The organism is Dokdonella sp. GW821-FHT11D02 (genome assembly GCF_058808595.1).
On sequence record NZ_CM179520.1, the window covers coordinates 3,916,460 to 3,939,395 of the forward strand.

The window sequence follows — 22,936 nt, forward strand, 5'->3', positions numbered from 1 at the left end:
ACAAGGCTCCGGCGGCTTATTTCGCCGCGGCCGGCGCGGCCGCAGTCGAAAAGCGATAGACGATCAGGTTTCTGTATTCAGCGCCCGGCTGCAGCCGGCCCGAGCCGAAGGCGGGCTGATTGGGCGTATCGGGAAATTGCTGCGGCTCGAGCACGAACGCATCGCCCTGCCGATAGACGCGACCGGACTTGCCGACACTGCTGCCGTCGAGGAAATTGCCCGAATAAAACTGCACGCCCGGCTGGGTCGATTCCAGCGTCAGCACGCGTCCCGACTGCGGATCCTCTACGCGCGCGACCAAACGCGGCGCCTCGCTCGCCGCTCGCGCGACGACGAAGTTGTGGTCGTAACCCTTGCCGCGCAGCAGCTGCGGCTCGCGACCGTCGCGCAAGTCGCGACCGATCGGTTTGGCGGTGCGGAAATCGAATACGGTATCGGCAACCGGCTTGATCTCTCCGGTCGGAATCAGCGTCGCGTCGACCGGCGTGTAGGCGTCGGCCGCGATCATCAAGCGCTGTCCCAGCGCCGAGCCCGAGCCTTCACCGCCGAGATTCCAGTAGGCGTGATTGCTCAGATTGACGATCGTCGGCCGGTCCGTCTTGGCGCGATAGTCGATCGACAGCGCATCGTGCTCGTCGAGCGTGTAGGTTGCCGTCACCGTCAGCGTGCCGGGATAACCTTGCTCGCCATCGCGGCTGACGTAGCGCAAGGTGACGCTGGCGGCCGGCTCAGTGCGCGTATCGACGACTTCCCATAGCACCTTGTCGAAGCCGACGTTGCCGCCGTGCAGCGAGTTGGCGCCGTCGTTGGCCGGCAACGTATAGCTCTTCCCATCGAGCGCGAAGCGCGCCTTGGCGATGCGATTGGCGTAGCGGCCGACCGTGACGCCGAAGAACTGCGGCTTGGCCAGATAGTCCTCGAGCTTGGCGTAGCCGAGCGTGATGTCGGCCAGCTTGCCGTCGCGATCCGGCGCGTACAGCTCGTGCAAGCCGGCGCCGAGCGCGAGCACGCGTGCGCGCAGACCGTGCGCGTTGACGAGCGTGACCGCAGCGACCTCGCGGCCGTCCGCGAGCCGACCGAACGTCTCGCGCCGCGCTTCCGCGGCCGTTGCGCTCACCGTCGCCATCGCCACCCCCACCGATAACACCGTTGTTGCGGCTGCTCTTCGCATCGCGGCTTCCGTCACACTTCGGTACGCCAACATGTAAGCATATTGTAGTATGATATGCAAGCGATGTGATTTTTTATCCATCGCCCTTTCATCGCCGCCAAGATGGCGAAATGGAACGCTGGATACCTACTAGATTCTGCTGTACTGCAGCAAATACTCGAGTTTCATAAGCCGAGTGGGCGGAGATCGGCGAAGGGCTTGGCAGCCGATCGAGAAGCTCCTATAGTGATTTGTATGATTAATAACCGCGGATCAGGAAGGTCCATCGCCGATCGAAGCGCGGCACTCGCCGCAGCCGGCGCCGCACGGACGCGACCGCCGCGCACAACCGAAGGGAAATCGTGATGAAGCCGATCGTGGTTCGCAATTTGCACGGCCATGTGATCCAGTCGCTCGGCCAGCGCATCGTCGCCGGCGAATACCAGCCCGGCGATACGCTGCCGCGCGAGGAAGCGCTGGCCGACAGCCTCGACGTCAGCCGCACCGCGCTGCGCGAGGCGATGAAGGTGCTGTCGGCGAAAGGACTGGTCGAGTCGCGGCCGAAGATCGGTACGCGCGTGCGCGAATCGCGCCACTGGCATCAACTCGACGCCGACGTGCTGGCCTGGCGCTGTTCGTCGATGCCCACGGCCGACTTCGTGCAGAAGCTGGTCGAGATGCGCGAAATGATCGAGCCGGCGGCGGCCGAAGCCGCGGCGCGCCGTTGCAGCGCCGAACAGCTCGAAGCGCTGGATGCCGCCTATCGCGCGATGGAGCAGGCACGTACGCGTGACGACTGGGCCGAGGCCGATCTCGCCTTCCACGAAGCGATCCTCAACGCGACCGGCAACGAACTGATCACCTCGCTGTTCAGCGTGATCGAGACCGCGCTGGGCACGTTCTTCGTGTTGTCGGCGCGCAACGCGAAGAACTTCAAATACTCGCTGCCGCAGCACGGCAAAGTGCTCGAGGCGATTCGCCGGCGCCAGCCGCAGGCGGCGCGGCGCGCGATGCAGGCGCTGGTGGCCGATTCGCAGGCGAACATGACGCGAGTGAAGCGCGCCGCGACCGAGCCCGACGCGTGAACCGGCTGATCGGCCTCGACTGGGGTACCTCGCAGCTGCGCGCGATGCGCTTCGATGCGAGCGGCCGCATGATCGAGGCGCGCCAACGGCCTTGGGGCATCCGCAATCTGCCGCCCGGCGGCTTTCCGGCAGCGCTCACCGACGTCTGCACCGGCTGGGACGAAGCTCCAATCCTCGCTGCCGGCATGGTCGGCAGCCGGCAAGGCTGGCATGAGGTGGACTACGTTGGGGTGCCTGCCGATCTGCACGAGATCGCCGCCGGCGTGGTGAGGTTCGATCTGCCCGATCACCACATCGCCATCGTACCCGGCGTACGCGATGGCGCCGCGCCGGATCTGATGCGCGGCGAGGAGACTCAAGTGATCGGCGCTTTGGCCCTGCAGCCGCAGCTCGCCGCGCATTCGCGCTTGCTCCTGCCGGGCACGCACAGCAAATGGATCGAAGTGCACGACGGCCGCATCGCGCACCTGGCGACGGCGATGACCGGCGAGCTGTACGCCTTGCTGCGCGAGCATTCGATCCTCGGCGCCGGCGTGCCGGCCGACACAGCGCAACGACCCGATGCCTTCGACGCCGGCGTGCTCGCCGTACGCGCGGCGGGCGCGGCGGGTGCGGCGAGTCGTTTCTTCTCGGCACGCGCACTCGTCTTGGACGGCCGTCTGGACGCCGCGGCGGTGCCGGATTATTTGTCGGGTCTGCTGATCGGTGACGAATTGCGCGTCGCCTTGGCCGCCGGCTGGTTCGCCCCCGAACAGCCGCTGTCGCTGATCGGCGACGCCGCGCTGTGTGCGCGCTACCGGCGCGCCGCGCGCCTGTTCGAGCTAGCCGAACCCGGCTTCATCGGCGACGCCGCAGCGCACGGTTTGTGGCGCATTGCGGTCGCCGCCGCCTTGGTCAAGGAAGAGCCGGCCGGAGGCATGCGCTGATGCTCGATCCATGGCTGACGCCGTTGCCGCTGGTGGCGATTCTGCGCGGCGTGACCGTGGAGGAAGCCGTCGCCGTCGGTACGGTGCTGATCGACGCCGGCTTTCGCATGCTCGAAGTGCCGCTCAATTCACCGCGGCCGCTGGACAGCATCCGCCGCTTGGCCGATGCGTTCGGCCGCGATTGCCTGATCGGCGCCGGCACCGTCACCACGATCGACGCCGTCGACGCGGTCTCTGCAGCCGGCGGCCGCCTGATCGTGATGCCGCACACCGACAGCGCCGTGATCGCGGCGGCAAAGCGCGCCGGCCTTTGCTGCGTGCCCGGCGTCGCCACGCCGAGCGAGGCCTTCGCCGCGTTGGCCGCCGGCGCTGACGCACTGAAAGCCTTTCCGGCCGAAGCAATCGCGCCGGCCGTGCTGCGCGCATGGCGCGCGGTGTTGCCGGCGGCCACGAAAATCCTGCCGGTCGGCGGCATTGCGCCGGAAACGATGCACGACTACGTCCGCGCCGGCGCCGCCGGCTTCGGCATTGGCTCGGCCTTGTATGCGCCGGGCCGGCCGGTGCGCGAGGTCGCGCTCGCCGCGAATCGCTTCGTCGCCGCTTGGAACTCGCTGTCCGCGGAGGCGGACCTCGCATGAAAATCACCCGTCTCGATACCTTCCTGGTACCGCCGCGCTGGTTGTTCCTGCGCATCGACACCGATGCCGGCATCAGCGGCTGGGGCGAGCCGGTGGTCGAAGGCCGCGCGCACACCGTCGCCGCGGCGGTGGAGGAATTGTCCGACTATCTGATCGGGCGCGATCCGCGCCACATCGAAGATCTGTGGAACGTGATGTTCCGCGGCGGCTTCTATCGCGGCGGCCCGATCCTGATGAGCGCGATCGCCGGCATCGACCAAGCCTTGTGGGACATCAAGGGCAAGCATCTCGGCCAGCCGGTGCATGCATTGCTCGGCGGACCGGTGCGCGATCGCATCCGCGTGTATTCGTGGATCGGCGGCGATCGCCCGGCCGACACCGCCAAGGCCGCCGCGGCGGTGGTCGCGCGCGGCTTCACCGCGCTCAAGATGAACGCGACCGAGGAAATGCAGTACATCGACACCTACGCCAAGGTCGAGCGTGTACTCGAGAACGTCGCCGCCGTGCGCAGCGCGGTCGGGCCCGCGATCGGTCTGGCGCTCGACTTCCACGGCCGCGTGCACAAGCCGATGGCGAAGGTGCTGCTGCGCGAACTCGATCGCGCCAACGTCAACCTGATGTTCGTCGAAGAACCGGTGCTGTCCGATCATCTGGAAGCGATTCCCGAACTCGCCTCGATTTCGCCGGCGCCGATCGCGCTGGGCGAGCGGCTCTACTCACGCTACGACTTCAAGCGCGTGTTCACGATCGGCGGCGTCGACATCGTGCAGCCCGATCCCTCGCACGCCGGCGGCATCAGCGAGACGCGCAAGATCGCCGCGATGGCCGAAGCCTACGACGTCGCGCTCGCGCTGCATTGTCCGCTCGGGCCGATCGCGCTGGCCGCCAATCTCCAGCTCGACGCGATCTGCCACAACGCCTTCATCCAGGAACAGAGCCTGGGCATTCACTACAACGGCGCCAACGACCTGCTCGACTACGTGGTCGATCGCAAGGTGTTCGACTACGCCGAAGGCTTCGTCGCGATTCCGCAGGGTCCGGGACTGGGCATCGAGGTCAACGAAGCCTATGTGCTCGAACGCGCCGCGGTCGGCCATCGCTGGCGCAATCCGATCTGGCGGCACACCGACGGCAGCGTCGCGGAATGGTGAGCGCAGACATGCACGGCGACGCTCGTTATCCCAGTCTGGCCGGTCGCACGGTGCTGATCAGCGGCGGCGCCACCGGCATCGGCGCGGCCTTCGTCAAGGCGTTCGCCGCGCAAGGTGCGCAGGTCGCGTTTCTCGACATCGACGAAGCCGGCGCCGCCGCCCTGCTCCAAGACTGCCGCGGGTCGACGCCGCTGTTCCTGCGCTGCGATGTGACCGACACCGACGCGCTGCACGAAGCGATCGCAGCCGCGCGCGCCGCGTTCGGACCGGTCGGCGTGCTGATCAACAACGCCGCCAACGACATGCGTCACCGCATCGAAGACAGCACGCCGGCCGCGTTCGAGCAGAACCTCGCGGTCAACATCCGCCATCAATACTTCGCCACGCAAGCCGTGCTCGAAGACATGCGCACGCTCGGCGGCGGTTCGATCCTGTGCCTCGGCTCGACCGGCTGGATGATCAAGAACGCCGACTATCCGATCTACGCGCTGGCCAAGGCCGCCGTGCACGGCCTCGTCAACGGGCTGGCGCGTTCGCTCGGCCGCGACCGCATCCGCATCAACGCGCTGGTGCCTGGCTGGGTCATCACCGACAAGCAGAGCCGCCTGTGGCTGGACGCGGCCGGTGAAGAAGAGATCGCGCGGCGGCAATGCCTGCCCGGCTATCTGCGCGCCGAAGACGTCGCACGCATGGCGTTGTTCCTCGCCGCCGACGACAGCCGCATGTGCACCGGCCAAACCTTCATCGTCGACGGCGGCTGGGTATGAAGCACGTGCGCGCCACCTCCGCCTTGGCGGCCGGCAATCGGCTCGGCGAAGGCATCCTCTGGTGCGAACGCGCGCAAGCCCTGTACTGGACCGACATCGAAGCGGCGACCTTGTGGCGCTACCGGCCTGCCGATGCCGCGTCGAAAACCTGGCCGCTGCCCGAGCGCCTCGCCTGCTTCGCCTTGTGCGAACGCGACGATTGGCTGCTGCTCGGCCTCGCTTCGCGTCTCGCTTTCCTGCATCTGCCGAGCGGAACGCTGGAGCCGATCGAGACGGTCGAGGCCGATCTGCCGACGCGGCTCAATGACGGCGTCTGCGATCGCGATGGCCGCTTCGTGTTCGGCACGCTGCACGAACCGCAGCAAGGTGTGCGCCGCGCGCTCGGCCATTTCTATCGACTCGACACCGACCTTTCGCTGCACCGGCTCGATCTCGATCCGGTCGCGATCGCCAACGGACTCGCCTTCAGCGCGGACGGGCGCACGCTGTATTTCTGCGATTCGGCCACGCGCGTGATCCGTTGCTGCGACTACGACGCCCACGGCGCGGTCACCAACGTGCGCGATTTCGCCGACCTGCGCGACGAGGCCGGCGAGCCGGATGGCGCCACCGTCGACGGCGACGATTGCCTGTGGAGCGCGCAATGGGGCGCCGGACGCGTCGTGCGTTATCGCGCCGACGGCCGCAGCGATCTGCGCGTCGAGGTGCCGGCACGTCAACCGACGCGGCCAGCATTCGGCGGCCGCGCGCTCGACACCTTGTACGTCACCAGCGCGCGCGCCGGCCTGTCGCCGCGCGAGCTGGCCGATGACGAACATGCCGGCAGCCTGTTCGCCGCCGCGGTCGGCGTGCGCGGCCTGCCCGAGGCGCGCTTCGCCGGCGCGCCGCGCAGCCGCGTCGGTTCCGGCTAGGCACACTCATTCGCAAGGGAGGAACCGATGAACAGCGTGCTTGATTCGACTCCGGCGCAGGCGAAGGCGACCACCGTCTTCGTCTGCGTGCTCGCCGCACTGGCCGGCCTGATGTTCGGCCTCGACATCGGCGTGATGGCCGGCGCGACCCAGTTCATCCAACGCGAGTTCGGCGTTTCCGACCATCAGATCGAATGGATCGTCAGCGCGATGATGTTCGGCGCCGCGGTCGGCGCGGCCGGCGCCGGCTGGCTCTCCTTCACGCTCGGGCGCAAGCGCTCGCTGATTCTCGGCGCCGTGCTGTTCGTGCTCGGCTCGCTCTTGTGCGGCCTGGCCACCTCGCCGGGCATGCTGATCGGCGCGCGTTTCGTGCTCGGCCTGGCGATCGGCGTGGCGACGTTCACGGCGCCGCTGTATCTGGCCGAAGTCGCGCCGGAGAACATTCGCGGCGCGATGATCTCGAGCTATCAGCTGATGATCACGATCGGCATCCTGGTCGCGTTCCTGTCCGATACGGCATTCAGCTACTACGGCGCGTGGCGCTGGATGCTCGGGGTGATCGCGGTCCCCGGCGTGCTGTTCCTGTTCGGCGTGCTCGCGCTGCCCGACAGCCCGCGCTGGCTCCTGATGCGCGGCCGTAAGGGCGAAGCGGCTGCGGTACTGCAGCGTCTGCGCGGCGACCGGCAATTGGTCGCGCGCGAAGTGGCCGACATCGAAGAACAACTGAAAACGCCGCAGCGCGGCTGGCAGCTGTTCCGCGAGAATGCCAACTTCCGTCGCTCGGTCGGCCTCGGCATGCTGTTGCAGCTGATGCAGCAGTTCACCGGCATGAACGTGGTGATGTACTACGCGCCGCGCATCTTCCAAGACATGGGCTACGCCACCGCGGCGCAGATGTGGTTCACCGCCCTGGTCGGCGTGATCAACGTGCTGGCCACCTTCATCGCGATCGGCCTGGTCGACCGCTGGGGTCGCAAGCCGATTCTGTACACCGGCTTTTTGGTCATGGCGCTCGGCCTCGGCACGGTCGGCACGATGATGCATCTCGGTATCGCCACGCACGGCGAGCAGATCTTCACGGTGACGATGCTGCTGATCTTCATCGTCGGCTTCGCCATGTCGGCCGGCCCCTTGGTGTGGACGCTGTGCTCGGAAGTGCAGCCGCTGAAGGGACGCGATTTCGGCATCGGCTGCTCGACCTTCACCAACTGGATCGCCAACATGGTGGTCGGCTTCACCTTCTTGAGCCTGCTGAACGGCATCGGCAATGCGGCGACGTTCTGGCTGTACGCGACGCTCAACCTGATCTTCCTCGGGCTGACCTTCCTGCTCGTGCCCGAAACCCGCGGCGTCACGCTCGAGCAGATCGAAACCAAACTGATGCGCGGCACACGGCTGCGCGACATCGGCCGCTAGAGGTTTCGATGCGTCGCTTTCTTGCGCTCGCCTTCGCCCTGCTCGCCTTGACCGGCGCGGCTAGCGCGAGCGAGCGCGCGACGTTTGCCAATCCGCTGCTGCCGTCCGGTGCCGATCCCTGGGTCGCGCAGCGCAACGGCATGTACTACTACCTCGACACGCGCGGCGACCGCATCGCGATCACGCCGACGCGCGACCTCGCCAAGCTCGCCGAGGCGGCGCCGGTCGTGGTCTGGCGCGCGCCGGCGCAAGGGCCCAATTCGATCTCGATCTGGGCGCCGGAACTGCACTTCCTCGCCGGCAAGTGGTACCTCTACTACAGCGCCGCCGATCGCGAACACGACGACGATGCGCATCGCGGCGTATTCGTGCTCGAGAACGACGACGCCGATCCGACCCAGGGGCAGTGGCACGACAAGGGCGCTCTCAACATCGCGCGCCCGGGCATCGACGGCACCGTGTTCGAGTGGCGCGCGCGGCTGTACTTCGTCTATTCGGCTTACGTCGACGATCACAGCGACTTGATCCTCGCGCCGATGCGCAATCCGTGGACCTTGGAGGAGCGCCAGATCGACATCGCACGGCCGACCTTCGCGTGGGAGATGCAGGGCGGACGCAAGATCCTCGAAGCGCCCGAATTCCTGCGCGGACCGCGCGGCCAGCTCTTCCTCACCTATTCGGCCAGCGCGTGCTGGTCGGACGACTACGCGCTCGGTCTGTTGCGCGCCGATCCCGGCAGCGACCTGACCGATCCGCGCTCGTGGCGGAAGGCGCCGCGTCCGGTGTTCGCGAGCGCGAACGGCGTCTACGCGACCGGCCACAACGGCTTCTTCAAATCGCCCGACGGCCGCGAAGACTGGCTGATCTATCACGCCAATGGCGGTCCCGGCTGGCAATGCACGCCGCGCCGCGCGCCGCGCATGCAGCGCTTCCGCTGGCGCGCCGACGGCACGCCCGACTTCGGTGCGCCGCACAAGGACGGCGCACAAATCGCAGCGCCGGCGCGTTGACCGCGCGATTACGCGAGGACATCGAAGCGGATGACCCAATCGACGCAACGCTTTCGAGCGACGGCCGCAGTAGCGGCACTAGCGCTGTTCGCCTGCTGCCGCGCACAGGCCGCGCTCGAACTGCCGCGGGTGTTTTCCGACGGCGCCGTCTTGCAGCGCGAGCGGCCGATTCGACTGTGGGGCCGCGCCGACGCCGGAGCTGAAGTCGAGCTCGCGTTCGACGGCCGCACGACTCGCGCCCGCGCCGCGCGCGACGGCCGCTGGAGCGCGAGCTTGCCCGCGCACGCTGCGGGCGGCCCCTATGTGCTGACGATCCGCGCCGGCGGCGATCGGGTCGTTCTGCACGACGTCCTGGTCGGCGACGTCTGGCTGGCGTCGGGACAATCGAACATGGAATTTCCGGTCGAACTCGCGGCGCAGGCGAAAGAAGAAATCGCACGAGCGACCGATTCGGCCATTCGCCACTTCAAAGTGCCGCGTGCGTGGGGTTATCAGCCGGCTGAGCGACTGTCCGGCGGCACCTGGATCGCCGCTTCGCCGCGCACGGCCGGCGACTTCTCCGCCGTCGCGTATTTCTTCGCGCGCGAAGTGCGCGCCGACCAACACGTACCGATCGGCCTGATCGAGAGCAGTTGGGGCGGCAGCCGCATCGAAGCGTGGATGAGCGCCGCTGCGCTCGGACTCGACCCGAGCGCGCAAGCGGCGCGCATGCGGACGCAAGAAGCGAACGACCAGGCCGCCCTGGTCGAAACGCAGCGGCGTCTCACGCAATGGCCCCGCGACAGCGACGACAGCGGCTGGGCCGCCACCGATCTGGACGAGCGCGACTGGGCCTCGATCGCGGTGCCGGCGCTGTGGGAGAAGGTCGGTTACGCCGGCATGGACGGCGTCGCCTGGTATCGCGCGCATTTTTCGCTGCGGCCCGAGCAGGCGCGCAGCGGCGTGACGCTCGCGCTCGGCCGCATCGACGATTCCGACCAGAGCTTCGTCAACGGCGTCGCCGTCGGCCGGCTCGACAACCGCTGGAATACGCCGCGTTTCTATCGCGTGCCGGCCGCCGTGCTGCACGCCGGCGACAACGTGATCGCGATCCGCGTGACCGACAACGGCGACGACGGCGGTCTGCGCGGCGAACCAAACGAGCGTTACGTGGAATATGCCGACGGCAGCCGCACGAACTTGCCGGCGCAATGGAAGTTCAAACCCGCGCAGGTGCGCGTCGCTGCCGACCAGGGCAAGAACAAGCTCGCGACGATGCTCTACAACAGCATGATCGATCCGCTCCAGCCGTACACGCTGCGCGGCGTGATCTGGTATCAGGGTGAGGACAACGCGTTCGCCGCCGACGCCCGCCGCTATCGTGAGCAGTTCCCGCAGCTGATCGAAAGCTGGCGGCGCGGATTCGGCGACGCGCGCTTGCCGTTTCTGTGGGTGCAGCTGGCCAACTTCGTGGCCGAACGCGACACGCCGGATGCGAGTCCGTGGGCGATCCTGCGCGAGTCGCAGTCGGCGACGTTGCGACTGCCGACGACCGCACAGGCGGTCGCGATCGATCTCGGCGATGCGGCCGATATCCATCCGACCAACAAGCAGGAAGTCGGCCGCCGCCTGGCGCTGGCCGCACGCCATGTCGCCTACGGCGAGGCGCTGGTTTTTTCCGGGCCGGTCTATCGCAAGGCGAGCTTCGAGAGGGGCCACGCGCGCGTCGAATTCGAACTCGGCGGCAGCGCGCTCGCGGTGCGCGGCGGCGGCCGCGAGGTGCACGGATTCGCGCTGGCCGGCACCGACGGACGTTTCGTGCCGGCGCGGGCGACGCTCGACGGCGCTGCGGTGGTCGTCGTCGCCGACGGCGTCGGCGCGCCGCGCGCGGTGCGCTACGGCTGGAGCGAGAACCCGGTCGAGGCCGACCTCGTCAACCGCGAAGGCCTGCCGGCATCGCCGTTCCGCAGCGACGGCGACCGATAGCCTCGCTGCGGGCGCAGCGAGGCTATGGCGAGGTCTCAGTCGATCTCGAAGCTTTGCAGCGACACCGGCGTGCTGGTACTGGCGGTGCTGGTGTTGTTGTCGAGATCCGGGTCGGGAATGCTCGACGCCGGCGTCACCGTCGCGGTGTTGGAGAGGATCGCGACTGCGGCCGGCGTGACGCCCTGAATCGTGATGCGTACGCTGCCGCCGACCGGCAGGGTCGGCAGGCTGCCGCTGACGTCGTTGCCGGCGACCTGCACCGGCCCGCATACGGCGCCGCCGCTTTCGTTGCCGCAGACGGCACTCACGCCGGTGATTTCCGCCGGCACCGGGTCACTCCAGACGGCGCCATCGGCGGCGGTCGGGCCGGGATTGGAAAGCGTCAGTGTGTAGGTGATCGGCTGGCCGCCGCCGACATTCGCCGGCCCCTGCTTGAGCACCTGCACGTCGGCGCTGACGAAGCCGAAGTCGACGGCGGCCTGGCCGCCGTTGACGACGGCAGTCGCGACGTCGTTGGGCGTGTGCAGCGCGACGTCGGCCGGCACGTTCGCATCATTCACGACGGCACGCACGACGTAGTCCTGTCCGACCGGAATGTTGCTGAAGGTGTAGCGGCCGGAGGCGTCGGTCTGCGTCGTGGAGACGATCACGTCGTCGCCGGCAGCGGGCGTGCCCTGGGTGTCGACGATCTGCACCGGAATATTCGCCGGCAGCCCGCCCTCACCCGGCTGCAGCGCGCCGTCGAGATTCACGTCGTAGTACAGCGTGCCCGCGACCGCGCCGGCCTGCAGCGCGCACGGCGCCAGCACGATGTCGTCGAGCGCGAAGTCGTTGCCGAGGCCGCCGTCGGCGTTGTTGTCGAGGCGGATTTCCACCTCGGTCGCGCCGGCGCTGTTGAACGTGGCCGCGTACTGGCGCCAGAACGGCGGCTGCGAGCGCGGGATGTCGCCGGTGGTCGACACCACCAGCCCACCGCCGGGCGGATCGATGCCGACGCGGCGCACCACCGTGGCCAAGTTCGGCAGCAGCAGATCGCCCGGATTGCTGTTGACGTTCATGACCCAGAAGCTGATTTCGAAATTCGTGCTCGGCGCGACCGTCAGCGTCTGCGCGTAAAACGTGCCGGGCTCGATGCTCGCGTTGAACACGGCGAAGCGATCGTCGGCGAGGCCGGTGGTGTGGCCGAGCAACTGGTTGTGCCACGTGCTCCACGGGCTGTCGCTGCCGGTCGCGTTGACGATCGTGTACTCGCCATTGGTCGGGCGTGCGTTGCCCCAGGGCGAGTAGAGATAGGTCGTCTGCGTGCCGAGGCCGGGCGCCGGTGCGGTTTCGCCCAAGGCGCCGCTGCCGGTGCCGAAGCTGCCGCCGACGACCTGGTTGGCGCCGAGCACTCCGCCCTGTGCGGTGCAGGTATCGGGCGAGGGCTGCTCAGGTCCGGGCGGGCCGTTCGCGTGCGCATTGGCCATTGCGAGCAAAAGGGCCGCCAGCGGCATCGTAGGTTTCATGTCGATCATCTCCAGGTTCGTGGAACGGACACGCGCACGCCGCCGAACGCGGCTCGAGCGCCGATCCGAATGAGATGCAAAGACGTCGTGCGAGCGCCGCCGATCGAGACGATCGGCACACGTCGCGCACGCAGGTACGCACGCCCCATGAAGGCGGCGGAACCTTACGTCATCGCGTTGAAGTGCCGACGGAGGGCGAGTATCCCCCTCGCTCCGCCGGTCTGCGCCCAGGTCGCGAAAACAGAATAACAGAGAACTGCGTCACACTTTTAGGATCGACACCGATATTCAAGCTTGGGCCGCGCGAGGGCGTGCCTGTCGGGATTCCGCTACCGCTCGTCCACCGCTGGCGGGCGCGAGGCCGGTGCGGAAAGGGTCAGGACCTACAGCAGGACCGGGCGATCGGGCAGTTCGTCGGCGTTACGGCGCCCGTCGAACGGAAAATGACGCGCGAGGATCGCGCTGATCGCCTCGACCCCGGCGACGGCGCCGCGCTCGTAGTCGCCGCTCGCGAAATGCTGCCGAATCAGCGCGCAGACCTCGCTCCACTCCGCTTCGGCCACGCGCGCGGCGATGCCGCGGTCGGCGACGACTTCGATCGCATGCTCGGCCAGGAGCACGTAGACCAGCACGCCGCTGTTGTACTCGGTGTTCCACACGCGCAGCTGCGCGAACGCCTGCTGCGCACGCTCGCGCGCGCCGAGACCGCGCAAGGCGTCGAGCGACGACAGCGTGCCTTCGACCGCGAAGACGATCTCGCCGAGATGACGATGTTCGCTGGCCTTGATCGCGCGCTGGATCGCATCCAACGTCGCCGGCGGAAAGCGCCGCTTGGCCAGGCCGAAGTCGAACAGATGTCGCAGCGCGCGCATCACCAGCTCCCCGAGGCGCCGCCGCCGGAGAAACCGCCGCCGCCACCGCTGAAACCGCCTCCCCCGCCACCGCCGCCGCCACCCCAGCCGCCTCCGCCCAAGCCGCCGCCGAAACCGCCCCAGCCGCCGCGGTTGGCGAAACCGCCGCCGCCACCGCCACCGAGGAAACCGAGGATCAGGCCGAGCACGCCGAGACCGATGCCGAGCGGCACCAGGCCGCTGAGCAGCCAGCCGGCGCCGCCGGTGACGGCCGCGACCAGACCTGCGCGCGGCGGCGCCGGCAGGCGCCCGAACATGCCGCGCGCCCAGAAGCCGACGAAGATCGCGATCAACACCGCCGTGCCGACGTCCATGCGGCCGCGTGCGTCGTCGTCGGTCAACGGCGGCGGCAGCGGCTCGTCGTTGACCAGCTTGGTCAGCGCGCCGACCGCCTCGTCGACGCCGCCGTAGTAGTCGTTGCCGCGGAATTTCGGCGTGATGTATTCGCGAATGATGCGCGCGGCGGCCGCGTCGGGGATGGCACCTTCGAGACCTGTGCCCACTTCGATGCGCACGCGGCGATCGTCTTTCGCGACGATCAGGATCACGCCGTCGCTGCTGCCCTTGCGGCCGAGCTTCCACGCCTCGCCGACGCGGATGCCGTACTGCGCGATGTCTTCCGGCTGCGTGGTCGGCACCAGCAGCACGCCGACCTGCGCGCCCTTGCTCTGCTCGAGTGCGGCCAAGCGACTTTCCAGCGCCTGCTTCTGCTGCGCGTCGAACGTGCCGGTGAGATCGGTGACGCGCGCGTTCAACGGCGGGATCGCGCGCACTCCGCTCGGCAGCAGATCGCCATCCGCGGCGAACGCGGCGGCGGCGATCAAGCCGCCGAACAGAAGTGCCGCGAGCCTGCGCATCGCGGTCGGCGCTTAGTTCTGCGGTTGCGGCTGTGTTGTTGGCTTGTTGAAGTCGACCGTCGGTGCAGTCGAAATCTGCTTCTCGTTCTCGACCGAGAAGTTCGCCTTGGTCTTGTAGCCGAACAGCTTCGCGGTCAGGTTGGTCGGGAACGAGCGGATGTAGGTGTTGTAGTCCTGGATCACCTGGATGTAGCGGTTGCGCGCGACGGTGACGCGGTTTTCGGTGCCTTCCAGCTGCGCCTGCAGATTCTGGAACAAGCCGTCGGCCTTCAGCTGCGGATAGTTCTCCGACACCGCCATTAGGCGCGACAGCGCGCTCGACAGCTCGCCCTGCGCCTGTTGGAACACCTTCAACTTGTTCTCGTCGGAGAGATCGTCGGCGCTGATGTTGATCTGGCCGACCTTGGCGCGCGCCTCGGTGACCTTGGTGAACACTTCTTCTTCGTGCTGCGCGTAACCTTTGACCGTGTTGACCAGGTTCGGCACCAGGTCGGCGCGGCGTTGATATTGATTCAGTACTTCCGACCAGGCGGCCTTGACGCCCTCGTCCTTGGACTGGATCTGGTTGTAGCCGCAACCGCTGAGCAAGCTGACGAGCAGCAACAAGGCAACGAATCGAATCGCGCGCATATTCCCTCTCCGTTGACGGCCAGGCCCGAATCTAGCGGGTCCGCCTTACTCTGGCCCGGAGCGCGCCGGCGCGCAAGCGCCTGCATGGATTTCTGACATTCGCCGGCGCGGCTCAGCCGTCGCCGACACCGATGCCGCGCTCGCGACGCTGCCGCTGGCGGCGTTCGGCCAACAGATTGAGCAGCTCGACCGCGATCGAGAACGCCATCGCGAAGTACAGATAGCCGCGCTGGATGTGCACGCCGAGGCCGTCGCACAAGAGCACCACGCCGACCAGGATGATGAACGCCAGCGCCAGCATCTTCACGCGCGGATGACGATCGATGAAGGCACCGATCGGATCGGCCACGAAGATCATCACCAGCACCGCCAGCACGATCGCGGCGACCATCACCGGCAGGATGTTGATCATGCCCACCGCGGTGATCACCGAGTCGAGCGAGAACACGATGTCGATCAGCGCGATCTGCGCGATCACCAGGGCGAAGCTGGCCGAGGCGCGGCCGCCGCCCTCGTGGTCCGCCTCGCCGACCGCGTCGATGATCTCCATCACGCCCTTGACCACCAGGAAGATGCCGCCGCCGATCAGCACCAGATCGCGGACCGAAATGACCTGGCCGAACATGCGGAACAAAGACGAAGTACGGTCGTCCATCGCCGCCAGATGGGCCAGCGACAACAGCAGCAGGATGCGCGTGATGCAGGCGAAGGCGAGGCCGATGCGGCGCGCACGCGAACGCCGCTCGAGCGGCAGCCGGCTCACCGCGATCGAAATGAAGACGAGATTGTCGACGCCGAGCACGATCTCGAGCGTGGACAGGGTCAGCAGCGCAATCCAGGTCTGCGGGTCGGTGATCAGATCCAAGTACTCGAACTCCGCTGCGACTCATTCAAACCCGGTGCACGCAAGCGCCGGCGCGAACGATGTCCGGCACTCCTCGCGGCTGCGACGCGTCCGGCTGCGGCCGATCGCGTGAACGGAGCGGCAGCCAGATCGCACGTGCGCTCAGACCAACAGTATCAGGCCCCAGCATAAGAGAACGTTGAACATCAGCAACAACACCGCCGCCGAGCCCATGTCCTTGGCGCGGCCGGCAAGTTCGTGGAACTCCGGGCTGGCTTTGTCGACGATCGCCTCGATCGCGGAATTGAGGAGTTCGGCCGACAGCACCAGGAGCAGACTGCCGCTGAGTATGACTTTCTCGATCGCACCGTTGCCGAGCCAGAGGCCGAGCGGAAACAAGATCGCGCACAGATACGCTTCGAGACGGAACGAGGACTCGTGCCGCCAAGCCGCACGCAGGCCCGCCATCGACCACTGAAAGGCGCGCCAGATCTGGCGCGGACCACGCGGTTCGGTGCTCGGCATCGTCAGGTGGCCGGCGTGCGAAGCGGAACGTAGTGATGGCTCGACCGCCAACGGCGGCGGCCCGATGACACGCGTTCGAATTTCGGCATGGCGCTGCGCGGGACCGGATGAGGGCGCGCTATGATGCCACTCGAAACCGACGCGCGCACAGAGGGGCCTCGAACCGGTGAAACACGATCCAGGCGGCCGCGCCGCAGTGTTTTCGGTCGCACTCACGCACCCAGACCCTAGCGCGAACTACACGTGAACCGCCGCCTGCTCGCGACAGTCGCCGCGATCGCCGCCGCGTTGTTCGCGAGCGGACTGCTCGGTCTCGATCGGCCGCTGGCCGAATGGGTGCGCGCCAGCGGCATCGATAACGCGGCGCTCTTCGCGCGCGGACTCGCCGCGCTCGACGCACTCAGCGGCATGCACGTGTGGTTCTGGCTGGCGGGCTGCATCGCCCTCGGCACCGGCTTGGCCGGATGCGTTGCGTGGCGACGGCGGCGCTGGCCGCGCGTGCTGATCGCCTCCGCGCTGGTGCAGTTCGCGACGATCGAAACGATGTCCGTCGGCAAGGATTATTTCGGCCGCTTGCGCCCGCACCAACTGCTCGACGGTGGCGATTGGAATCACGTCTGGTTCGCGGGCGGCGTCTCGTTTCCGTCCGGCCACTCGGCGTTCTACTTTGGTCTGCTGCTGCCGCTGGCGGCGGCTTGTCCGGTTCGCTGGCTGCGCGTCTTGCTGCTGGCCGTTCCATCTTTCGTCGCACTGGCGCGTATTGACCTGGCCAAGCACTTCCTTTCGGACGTCTCGGCCTCGGCGCTGATCGCGGCGCTGTATGCGCTGCTGTTCGCTAGCATTCTCCGGGGTTGGCTCGCGCCGACGCCACCGCATAAGGCTGCGCCAGCGACGGCGGCAGGATCCGGCGCAGCGCTATCTTGACGATCCGGAAAGCGCACTCAAGGCCTGTTGCGCCTCGAGATAAATGCGCTCATCGGTGGCGTCGGCTTTTTGCATGCCCTCGATCGCGGACTGCAGCAAGGGTGCTGCTGCTCGCGCGTCACCGCGCCGCGCGAGCAACAAGCCTCGCAACGCTTCCAAACGCCACCGTGACTGCGCATCGGCTCCGCCCCCCGAAAGCAATTTTTCGTACAACGTGCCTAGCACGGCAGCTGCTTCGTCGAGTTTGCCCAGAGCGATCTTGACGGCGGCAAGGTAGGAACCGGCGTACTGACTCTCCGCATTGTCCGCCGAAAGTTTCGCGACAAGCTTCTCGTGCGCCATCGAGAGACGCGCTTCGGCCTCCTGCAAGCGACCGCTTTCGTAGGAAAACTGCCCCCAGGTCATCAATGAGATGTTGGTGACGCTCGAATCGTCACCGAATTTCTTGCGCGCGATCTCATAAGCAAGCTCGACGTACTTCAGAGCTGCCGGCCAATCCTTGCGCAATTGAGCCACGTGCGCGAGATCGTCGAGTACTCGCAAATAGCTGCCGTGCTCCGGGCCGAGCAGCGCCAGCACGACTTTCTGCACCTCGATCAGCTGCGCCTCGGCCGTGTCGAGATCGCCCTCGAGGATCATCACACGGGCGAGTTCGTGTTTGGCGTTGGTGGTCACCAGGACGTAGTCGCCTCTGCGCGAGGAAACCTCGTCGAGCAGGGCCTGCCCCTCCTGACGCGCTTCGCGCAATTCACCCAGCTCGGTCAGCGCATGGATCAGGTCGAGCCGCAGTGCGTCCCGTGTGACCAGATTGTCCGGCTCGGAACGTTCAAGCAGTGGAATGGCGATTCGGTATTGCGCCAAGCCCTCTCGCGTCTCGCTCCGGGACAAATAGGAGAGACCCCACGCCCTCGCCTTCAGGTAGCCGACGGCCGGATCGTCCTGACCTGCCGTCGAGCGATCCAGAACTTTCAGCTCCTCCAGCGCTGGATCGAACTTCGACAACCTCGACAAGTAGAGGATACGAAGCGAGCGCGCCTTCACCGTGTGCAGATCGGCAGTACCTTCCTCCCGTTCGTACAGCGCCAAGGCCTGCCGTGCCTCGTCCTCCGCTTCGCTCACGAAACCGACTGAGTTGAGCACCGGCGCCAGGCTGAGGCGGATCGACGCTTCGGTCAGAGGCTGTGCACCGAAGCGTTCGGCGATGCGCGTGCGCGCTCCCATCAACAAGTCCTTCAAGGGTGCATTCGCGCCTTTTTCCATGACCCTTGGATTCGAGCGGCCGATCAGATCCTCGTTGAGGAAGCGATTAATCGCGTTCGAACGTTCGAGCTCGCGTTGCGCTGCGTTGCGTGCGCTCAACGCTTCCCGATACAGCACCAGCACGACAGCGATGCCGGCGAGCAGCGCCGCCGCCAGCGCGATCAGATACGGCCGCCGCGTGCGGCTTTTCGCCAGCTGCTCGCGCGCGATGCGCGCCTGCGCCTCGTCCTCGCGCAGGCGCTGCGCCTGCGTACGACGCTCGTCGCGGCTGCGCAGCCGCATCGCCAGTTCGCTCGCGCTCGACAACCGCCGCGCCGGATTGCCGTCGGTCGCCAGGCGGATGTCTTCGCGCAGCAGTTCGTCGCCGACGTCCTGCTCCCAGCCCGACGCCATCGGCCGGCCCAGGTCACCGGCCAGCAGCTGATACAACAGGATGCCCAACGCATACACGTCGCTCTGCACCGTCGGCGTATGACCGGCGAACACTTCCGGCGCCACGTACAGCGGCGTGCCGGTGGAGGAATCGGTGCTGACGCTTTGCGTCGCGGTCAGCCCGAACTGCGTAATGCCGAGTTCTTCCAGCCGTTCGGGGTCGAGCAGGCGGCCGCTGCCGAAGTCGGTCAGGCGGATGCGCCAGTCGTCGCCTTCTGAGGCGATCAGCACGTTCGCGGGCTTCAGATCCTTGTGCAGCACGCCGACGCCGTGCGCCGCCGCCACCGCATCGCAAATCTGCAGGAACAAGCTCAGCCGTTGCTCGGCCGTCGTTGCGGCCAGTCCTTCGCGCGCCCACTCGTACAGGTTGTCGCCGCCGTATTCGCACTCCAAAAAGAACGGCGGGTTCTCGAAGTTCCAGTCGATCAGCTCGACGAAGTGCGTGCGGTCCTCCAGACTTTCCTGCAGCACGCGCGACAAGGTCGCTTCGCGCTTGAGCGCGCGCAGCCGTTCGCTGTCCAAGCCAAGCTTGTACACGCGCCGCTCGTGCGTCTTCGCGTGTTCGGCCAACCACACCTCACTGCCGCGGCTGCCGCCGAGCTGGCGTTGCAGGACGAAGTTCTCGCGGCCGGGCACCGGTAGGCCCACGCGCAGTTCGAGCTGGCTCGTCAGCTTGCGGCCGACGGCGACGCGCTCGACCACGCCGCTCATGCGATAACCGACGCGCGGCAGAGTCAGCAGCAGCTCTGCATTCGCCTCACCGAGCGCGCGGCGCAATTTGACCACCGCATTCGGCAGGACTTTTTCCACCGTCACGCGATCCGACCAGACTTCGCGGAATAGTTCTTCCTTGGTCACCACCTCGCCGGCGTGGCGCAGCAGATACGCCAACACCGCGAGCGCGCGCCGCTCCGCTTCCACGCGCAAGCCTGCGACGCGTAACTCGAAAGTCGCTTCGTCGAACTCGGCGCTGCCGAAACGATAGCGATAGTCGACCGCGGATACGCTTTTCGAACCGTTGCTCATAGCTTTGGGAGATCGTCCTGAAGTTCACCGCCCGCCGGCATCCGTACTCGTCTGCCGATTCGCTTACCCAGCGCGGCGCGACACGCTATCGCATTCGCTACCGACGTGGCGCGGCCAAGAGATGCGGGCGCACCGGCGCGCCGCAACGCGAGCGTCATTGTGTGATGCAGATCACTCTCTATGCGGATCGCATCGAGCCCGGCCGGCGCCGAGCTCGACTCGCTCGGTCCGGCTACGGCTTGGCTGCGGCCAATGCGGCCTGCGCCTTCTTGTAAAACGAATCGTCGGTCATCGACTTCTGCTGCAAGCCTTCCGTCGCCGATTTCAGCAAGGGCGCGGCAGCACGATCGTCACCACGCTTGCTGAGCAGGAGCCCACGCAAGGCGTCGAGGCGAAACTTCCACGCGCCATCGGGCGCGAGAGTTTCCAAGGCCTTCTCGTCGAGCGCTTGGAGCATGCCGCCGGCGTCTTCGTATTTGCCCAGTTCGACTTCGGCTGCGGCGAGCCAGAAAGCGGCGCTCTGCGCTTGCGGACTCTGGGCCGAAAGCTGCGCGGAAAGCTTTTGCTGGGCCAGCCGCAAGCGGCTCTCCGCCTCGCGCGCATCGCCCGATTCGTACAGCGCCTGGCCGAGATTGACCAGGGTCAGATTGGTGATGTTGTGCTCCGCACCGAGTTTGGCGTTGAAGCCTTCGTAGACGCGCCGTGCATAGTCCAAAGCCTCGGGCCATTTCTTGCGGCGCACCTCGATGTCGTAGAGGTCGCTCAGAATGACCAGATTGCGCGTGTGTTCCGCCCCGAGTAGCTTCACGATGATTTTTTGCGCGTCGAGCAATTGCCGTTCGGCCTTGCCATCGTCGCCCTTGACGGCGTAGGCGCGCGCCACGCTGGCCTTGGCGAAGGCGAGCACCAGTTCGCTGTCGCCTTCGCGCGCGGCGATCTCGTCGATCAGGCTCTCTCCCTCACGCAAGGCTTCGTCGACCTGCCCGGTCTGCGTCTGCACGCTGATCATGTCCATGCGCAGCGAGTCGCGTACCGTGGTGTTGTCGGGGTCCGCCTGGCGTATCGCCGGCACCGCGATCTGGAATTCCGGCACCGCCTTGGCGTAGTCGCCGCGGTTCGCGAAGTAAGTGGCCTTGGCCGACGAAACCAGATACTTCGACCACGCATCGGTCGCACCGGCGGTGAGCGAATCGAGCGTCTGAATCTCCTTCAGCGCCTCGTCGAATTTGGCCGTGCGGGTGAGGATGCGGACCAGCATCGAGCGCGCACGCAGGGCGTCACGGCTGGCCTCGCCCTCCTCCCTTTCGTACAACGACAGCGCGCGACGCGCCTCCGCCTCGGCTTCCGGGAACAGCTCGAGCATATTGAGCGAGGCCACCAGGCTGGCGCGGATCGACGCTTCGGTCAGCGGCTGCCCGGCGAATCGCTTGGCGATGCGATCGCGCGCGCCGAGCAGGGCATCCTTGAGCGACGTGCTCTGCCCTTTCGCCGCGACGAACGGATTGGTCGTGCTGATCAGTTCTTCGTTGAGAAAGCGATTGATCGCGGTGGCTCGCTCCAGCTCGCGCTGCGCCGCATTGCGCGCACTCAGCGCTTCCCGGTACAGCATCAGCACCACCGCAATACCGGCGAGCAGCGCCACCGCCAGCGCGATCAGGTACGGCCGCCGCGTGCGGCTTCTCGCCAGCTGCTCGCGTGCGATGCGCGCCTGCGCCTCGTCCTCGCGCAGGCGCTGCGCCTGCGTACGACGCTCGTCGCGGCTGCGCAGCCGCATCGCCAGTTCGCTCGCGCTCGACAACCGCCGCGCCGGATTGCCGTCGGTCGCCAAACGAATGTCTTCGCGCAGCAGTTCGTCGCCGACATCCTGCTCCCAGCCCGATGCCATCGGCCGGCCCAGATCACCGGCCAATAGCTGATACAACAGGATGCCCAACGCGTAGACGTCGCTCTGCACCGTCGGCGTATGACCGGCGAACACTTCCGGCGCGACGTACAGCGGCGTGCCGGTGGAGGAGTCGGTGCTGACGCTTTGCGTCGCGGTCAGCCCGAACTGCGTAATGCCGAGTTCTTCCAGCCGTTCGGGGTCGAGCAGGCGGCCGCTGCCGAAGTCGGTCAGGCGGATGCGCCAGTCGTCGCCTTCTGGCGCGATCAGTACGTTCGCGGGTTTCAGGTCTTTGTGCAGCACGCCGACGCCGTGCGCCGCCGCCACCGCATCGCAGATCTGCAGGAACAAGCTCAGCCGTTGCTCGGCGGGGGTCGCGGTCAGTCTTTCTCGCGCCCACTCGTACAGGTTGTCGCCGCCGTATTCGCACTCCAAAAAGAACGGCGGATTCTCGAAGTTCCAGTCGATCAGCTCGACGAAGTGCGTGCGGTCCTCCAGGCCTTCTTGCAGCACGCGCGACAAGGTCGCTTCGCGCTTGAGCGCACGCAGCCGCTCGCCGTCCAAGCCGAACTTGTACACACGCTGCTCGCGTGTCTTCCCATGTTCCGCCAGCCACACCTCGCTGCCGTGACCGCCGCCGAGCTGACGCTGCAGCACGAAATTCTCGCGCCCCGGCACCGGCTGCCCTGAGTGCAGCTCGAGCTGGCTCGCCAGTTTGCGCCCGACGGCGATGCGCTCGACCACGCCGCTCATGCGATAACCGACGCGCGGCTGGGTCAGCAGCAGCTCCGCGTTCGCTTCGCCGAACGCGCGGCGCAGCTTGGTGATCGCGTTCGGCAGCACCTTGTCCACCGTCACGCGCCCCGCCCACACCTCGCGGAACAGCTCTTCCTTAGTCACCACTTCGCCGGCATGGCGCAACAGATACGCCAATACTTCGAGTGCGCGGCGTTCCACTTCCACACGCAGTCCCGCGACGCGCAACTCGAAGGTCGCTTCGTCGAACTCGGCCCCACCGAAGCGGTAGCGATAATAGGATTGCGCCGTCGCGCCTGGATCACTCTTCATGTCGTTTCAGATCGGTGGATTGCCTATAGCCCGCAATGCAGCGGGAGCGAGCG

19 protein-coding genes are annotated in these 22,936 nt (G+C 67.0%); 10 read left to right on the forward strand and 9 right to left on the reverse strand.

Annotated elements, in window-relative coordinates; all coding sequences use genetic code 11:
* Window positions 1-16: 16 nt before the first annotated feature.
* The gene (locus AC3QL3_RS16760; RefSeq protein ID WP_492895223.1) at window positions 17-1,126 is read right to left on the reverse strand and encodes an aldose epimerase family protein; all 1,110 of its coding nucleotides are present in this window, start codon (window positions 1,124-1,126) and stop codon (window positions 17-19) included.
* Window positions 1,127-1,515: 389 nt separating this feature from the next.
* Between AC3QL3_RS16760 and AC3QL3_RS16765 the strand changes: the two genes are divergently transcribed.
* The 9 genes from AC3QL3_RS16765 to AC3QL3_RS16805 are packed head-to-tail and all read left to right on the forward strand — an operon-like array spanning window position 1,516 to window position 11,019.
* Entirely contained in the window at window positions 1,516-2,235 is a 720-nt protein-coding gene (locus tag AC3QL3_RS16765; protein WP_492895224.1) for a FadR/GntR family transcriptional regulator, read from the forward strand.
* Window positions 2,232-3,161: a 2-dehydro-3-deoxygalactonokinase gene (locus AC3QL3_RS16770; protein WP_492895225.1), complete on the forward strand. Its 930-nt coding sequence runs from the start codon at window positions 2,232-2,234 to the stop codon at window positions 3,159-3,161. The genes AC3QL3_RS16765 and AC3QL3_RS16770 overlap by 4 nt, the downstream gene beginning before the upstream one ends.
* Window positions 3,161-3,799, forward strand: a complete 639-nt coding sequence (locus AC3QL3_RS16775) for a 2-dehydro-3-deoxy-6-phosphogalactonate aldolase (RefSeq protein ID WP_492895226.1) — start codon at window positions 3,161-3,163, stop codon at window positions 3,797-3,799. Before AC3QL3_RS16770 ends, AC3QL3_RS16775 begins: the two co-directional genes overlap by 1 nt.
* Window positions 3,796-4,950, forward strand: a complete 1,155-nt coding sequence (gene dgoD, locus AC3QL3_RS16780) for a galactonate dehydratase (protein ID WP_492895227.1) — start codon at window positions 3,796-3,798, stop codon at window positions 4,948-4,950. Before AC3QL3_RS16775 ends, dgoD begins: the two co-directional genes overlap by 4 nt.
* Window positions 4,951-4,958: 8 nt before the next feature.
* The gene (locus AC3QL3_RS16785) at window positions 4,959-5,717 is read left to right on the forward strand and encodes an SDR family NAD(P)-dependent oxidoreductase (protein WP_492895228.1); all 759 of its coding nucleotides are present in this window, start codon (window positions 4,959-4,961) and stop codon (window positions 5,715-5,717) included.
* On the forward strand, window positions 5,714-6,628 hold the full coding sequence (locus tag AC3QL3_RS16790) for an SMP-30/gluconolactonase/LRE family protein (RefSeq protein ID WP_492895229.1): 915 nt from the start codon (window positions 5,714-5,716) through the stop codon (window positions 6,626-6,628). The genes AC3QL3_RS16785 and AC3QL3_RS16790 overlap by 4 nt, the downstream gene beginning before the upstream one ends.
* Before the next feature lie 27 nt (window positions 6,629-6,655).
* A complete protein-coding gene (locus tag AC3QL3_RS16795; RefSeq protein ID WP_492895230.1) occupies window positions 6,656-8,044 on the forward strand; it encodes a sugar porter family MFS transporter in 1,389 nt (462 codons plus the stop codon).
* 8 nt (window positions 8,045-8,052) lie between these two features.
* Window positions 8,053-9,054 (forward strand): glycoside hydrolase family 43 protein, encoded by a 1,002-nt coding sequence (locus AC3QL3_RS16800; protein ID WP_492895231.1) that lies wholly within the window; start codon window positions 8,053-8,055, stop codon window positions 9,052-9,054.
* A gap of 30 nt (window positions 9,055-9,084) precedes the next feature.
* Entirely contained in the window at window positions 9,085-11,019 is a 1,935-nt protein-coding gene (locus AC3QL3_RS16805; RefSeq protein WP_492895232.1) for a sialate O-acetylesterase, read from the forward strand.
* Window positions 11,020-11,054: 35 nt separating this feature from the next.
* On the opposite strand, the gene AC3QL3_RS16810 is transcribed toward AC3QL3_RS16805, so the two are convergent.
* From AC3QL3_RS16810 to AC3QL3_RS16835, 6 genes are all read right to left on the reverse strand, one after another.
* On the reverse strand, window positions 11,055-12,524 hold the full coding sequence (locus tag AC3QL3_RS16810; protein ID WP_492895233.1) for a hypothetical protein: 1,470 nt from the start codon (window positions 12,522-12,524) through the stop codon (window positions 11,055-11,057).
* Window positions 12,525-12,907: 383 nt separating this feature from the next.
* Window positions 12,908-13,396 (reverse strand): TPM domain-containing protein, encoded by a 489-nt coding sequence (locus AC3QL3_RS16815; protein WP_492895234.1) that lies wholly within the window; start codon window positions 13,394-13,396, stop codon window positions 12,908-12,910.
* On the reverse strand, window positions 13,396-14,292 hold the full coding sequence (locus AC3QL3_RS16820) for a TPM domain-containing protein (RefSeq protein WP_492895235.1): 897 nt from the start codon (window positions 14,290-14,292) through the stop codon (window positions 13,396-13,398). The genes AC3QL3_RS16815 and AC3QL3_RS16820 overlap by 1 nt, the downstream gene beginning before the upstream one ends.
* A 12-nt stretch (window positions 14,293-14,304) precedes the next feature.
* Window positions 14,305-14,922 carry a LemA family protein gene (locus tag AC3QL3_RS16825; protein ID WP_492895236.1) on the reverse strand — a complete coding sequence of 206 codons (618 nt, stop codon included), beginning with the start codon at window positions 14,920-14,922 and terminating at the stop codon, window positions 14,305-14,307.
* A 112-nt stretch (window positions 14,923-15,034) separates the two neighbouring features.
* Complete coding sequence (locus AC3QL3_RS16830; protein WP_492895237.1) at window positions 15,035-15,787, reverse strand: TerC family protein; 753 nt, start codon at window positions 15,785-15,787, stop codon at window positions 15,035-15,037.
* Between the two features lie 141 nt (window positions 15,788-15,928).
* Window positions 15,929-16,291 (reverse strand): diacylglycerol kinase, encoded by a 363-nt coding sequence (locus AC3QL3_RS16835; protein ID WP_492895238.1) that lies wholly within the window; start codon window positions 16,289-16,291, stop codon window positions 15,929-15,931.
* A 243-nt stretch (window positions 16,292-16,534) separates the two neighbouring features.
* Here AC3QL3_RS16835 and AC3QL3_RS16840 point away from each other — a divergent pair, with 243 nt between their 5' ends.
* Entirely contained in the window at window positions 16,535-17,215 is a 681-nt protein-coding gene (locus AC3QL3_RS16840; protein ID WP_492895239.1) for a phosphatase PAP2 family protein, read from the forward strand.
* Here the strand turns inward: AC3QL3_RS16840 and AC3QL3_RS16845 are convergent.
* Together AC3QL3_RS16845 and AC3QL3_RS16850 are read right to left on the reverse strand one after the other, a co-directional pair.
* On the reverse strand, window positions 17,207-19,933 hold the full coding sequence (locus tag AC3QL3_RS16845) for a protein kinase domain-containing protein (protein ID WP_492895240.1): 2,727 nt from the start codon (window positions 19,931-19,933) through the stop codon (window positions 17,207-17,209). The genes AC3QL3_RS16840 and AC3QL3_RS16845 overlap by 9 nt on opposite strands.
* Window positions 19,934-20,165: 232 nt before the next feature.
* Complete coding sequence (locus AC3QL3_RS16850) at window positions 20,166-22,883, reverse strand: protein kinase domain-containing protein (RefSeq protein WP_492895241.1); 2,718 nt, start codon at window positions 22,881-22,883, stop codon at window positions 20,166-20,168.
* Between the last annotated feature and the right edge of the window lie 53 nt (window positions 22,884-22,936).